We start from the raw sequence: 2756 nt of genomic DNA, 5'->3' as shown, positions 1-2756 counted from the left end.
AACGTCTCGATGATGATCATCCGGCCGCCGCAACACGGGCATCGGCGCGCAGACGAAGGTGTTTCGGTCTCGCTGTCGGCCTCAGCGTCGCGCTTTGGGGCGAGACCCTGGGCGGCGGCGAGCCATTGGCGGGCGCGCTCGATGTTGCGCGCTCGAACCGTTCCAGCGAGCAGGCCGTAGTGGCGAAACCGCTGGGCAGCACGTGCAGGAGAAAGCGGCGGATGAACTCGGCCGCGTCGAGCGTCATGGTTTTGAGCCGGTCGCGGCCTTTGATCCGGTAGTCCTTCCATTTGAAGGTGACGCTGGCCTCGTCGAGCGCGATCAGCCGAGGGTTCGAGATCGCGACGCGGTGGGTGTAGCGGGCGAGATAAGCGAGGACGGCCTGCGGCCCGGCGAACGGCCTCTTGGCGTAGACCACCCACTCGGAGCGGCGCAGAGGCGCGAGCGCGGCGTCGAAGGCGCGCTTGTCGGCAAGCGGAGCGAGATCGCCGAAGAAGACGAGGCGGTCGGCCTCATGGAGGGCCGCGAGCCCTTCGAGGAAGAGGCGGTGGAACAGGCGCGACAGCACGCGCACGGGCAGGAAGAAGCCTCCCTTGCAGGCGATCCAGCGCGACCGGTCCGGCGCGAGGCCGCCGCCGGGAACGATGACGTGGACATGGGGATGATGGGTCAGCGCCGAGCCCCATGTGTGCAGCACGGCGGTGAGGCCGATGCGGGTGCCCAGATGCTTGGGGTCGGCGGCGATCGTGGTCAGCGTGTCGGCCACGGTCCTGAACATGAGGTCGTAGACGGCGGCCTTGTTGTGGAACGCGATGGCGCCGATCGCGGCCGGCAGGGTGAAGACGACGTGATAATAAGGGACCGGCAGGAGTTCGGCCTCGCGCTCGGCCAGCCATTGCCGCGCGGCGGCAGCCTGACACTTCGGGCATTGCCGGTTGCGGCAGGAATTGTAGGAGATCTGCTCGTGCGCGCAGTCTTCGCAGCGCTCGACGTGGCCGCCGAGCGCGGCAGTGCGACAGGTCTCGATCGCCGACATGACCCCCGGGCTGTGACCCATAGGCGCTAACATATCGGGACCATGCATTGGTACATGCGTTTTCGTCTTGGAGGCTCGCGCAGATGGCGGCCCAGCGCCGCCAGCCGGCGTCGCAGGCAAGCCAGGGTCGGCTCGGGCATGATCGCTTGCAGCAGGGAAGCGACGAGTTGGCGCAACAGGCGCCAAGTCGCTGGGCGGGTCAGGCGGCCAGCGCCAAGCCCTCGGCCCAGCGGGGAGAGTCCTCGAGTCCGTCGACGAGCGGCTCGAGCAGAAGGATGATCAAGAGATGGGCCAGCACGTACGGCTTGGCGGAGCGTTCGTCGGCGCCTGGCGGTCCCTTCAGGCCGATCAGGCTCTTCAAGCGCTTGAAGCCGAGCTCGATCCTCCATCGCAGACGATAAAGCGCGAGAACGTCGGCGGTCGGGAAGGCCTCGGGCGCAAGCGAGGTCACCAGGATCACCCACTCCGCGGCGTCGAGGGTTCCTTTGGAGATCCGATGGCGCCCCTTTTGCGCCTGTCGACGCGCTACCCGCCGCGCGGCCTCGGCAGCTTGCCCGGACTTCTTGACGGCGACGAGCCGCAGAGCGAGCGGCTTGCCGCTCTTGCGTCCAATGAAGATCGGTCGGTCGATCAGTCCGCAGTCCGACGCCTTGCGGAACTCGGCGAGAAGATCGACTGGCTCGCCCTCGGCGTCGAGCCAACGGGCGTTTCTCCAGCCGGCGCGGATCAGCACGTCGGCGTCCTGCTCAAGCACGAGGGCGATGCGGTCGGGCTGCAGATAGGCGCGATCGGCGATGCGGATCTCGCCTTTAACGACGGGGATCCGATCGAGCGTCTCGCCCCCATGCTGATCGGTCAGCTCGAAATGACCGAAGCGCTCGCGCGGAAGGTCGAAGGCGCTGTGAATGCGCCACAGCTTGTTCCCCCTCTTGGCTGCCGCTCCGGCCTTTGGGACCGTCGTCGCATCGATGATTCGGATCAGGCGGCCGCGGCTCGCTTGCGGCGCGGCGGCGGCCAGCGCCTCCCCGACCAAGAGCGCCAACCAGTCACCGCACCGGCGCAGGCGCTGAAGCAGTGCGACATTGGAAAGATTGGCAAGCCCGATCGCCGTCGCCCAGGCGGCGGTCGATCGCAACCCTCGATCGCTGAGGCAATAGGCCAGGATCAGGCGCAACAAATCCACGGCGGTTGCGACGGCCCGCGCCCGCAGAAAGGCCTTCGTGTCGCGGGCGCTTTGTTCGAGCGTCGTCGCCCCGCCGAGCCGGGCGACGACGCCCTCCCAATCCTGGGTCACAAGTGATTCGCGAGTCATCCCATGGTGGAATCACAAGCGATTCTCGGACACAAGAGCCAATGTTAGCGCCTATGGGATCAAGTCCGGGGGTCCGGCGCGATACCGACTTCAAAAGCTCGGCATGGGGAATGCTCCCGAAGTAGTCCGCAAGGTCGGCGTCCACCACGTCCGGGTGGCCGCGAAACAACAGCTCCTGCACCTTGGCCACCGCCTGTTGGGCGTTTCGCCCGGGGCGGTAGGCGTAGAGTTCCGGTGGAAGATCGGCTTCGAAAATCGGCTCCAGCACCAGCGTCGCCGCCGTCATGCAGACCCGATCCCGCAAGGTTGAGATGCCCAGCGGCCTGAGTTTGCCGTTGGCCTTCGGTATGTAGACGCGTCTGATAGGGTCGGGTCGGTAAGTCTCCTGCCTGAGCGCAAGCGCCAGTT

1 protein-coding gene and 2 pseudogenes are annotated in these 2756 nt (G+C 66.8%); all 3 read right to left on the bottom strand.

What is annotated here, in order from left to right; genetic code table 11:
- Window positions 1-1084 (bottom strand): annotated as a pseudogene (locus ACLP25_RS17255) (IS91 family transposase); the annotation flags it as partial.
- A 151-nt stretch (window positions 1085-1235) separates the two neighbouring features.
- Window positions 1236-2330 carry a transposase gene (locus tag ACLP25_RS17250; RefSeq protein ID WP_442470410.1) on the bottom strand — a complete coding sequence of 365 codons (1095 nt, stop codon included), beginning with the start codon at window positions 2328-2330 and terminating at the stop codon, window positions 1236-1238.
- Between the two features lie 106 nt (window positions 2331-2436).
- Window positions 2437-2697: pseudogene (locus tag ACLP25_RS17245) on the bottom strand (reverse transcriptase domain-containing protein); the annotation flags it as partial.
- Window positions 2698-2756: the final 59 nt, after the last annotated feature.

The organism is Roseiarcus sp. (genome assembly GCF_052145395.1).
GTDB lineage: Bacteria > Pseudomonadota > Alphaproteobacteria > Rhizobiales > Beijerinckiaceae > Roseiarcus.
Note: the sequence above shows the minus strand (reverse complement) of the source record. Positions and strands in the feature narration are given on the sequence as shown.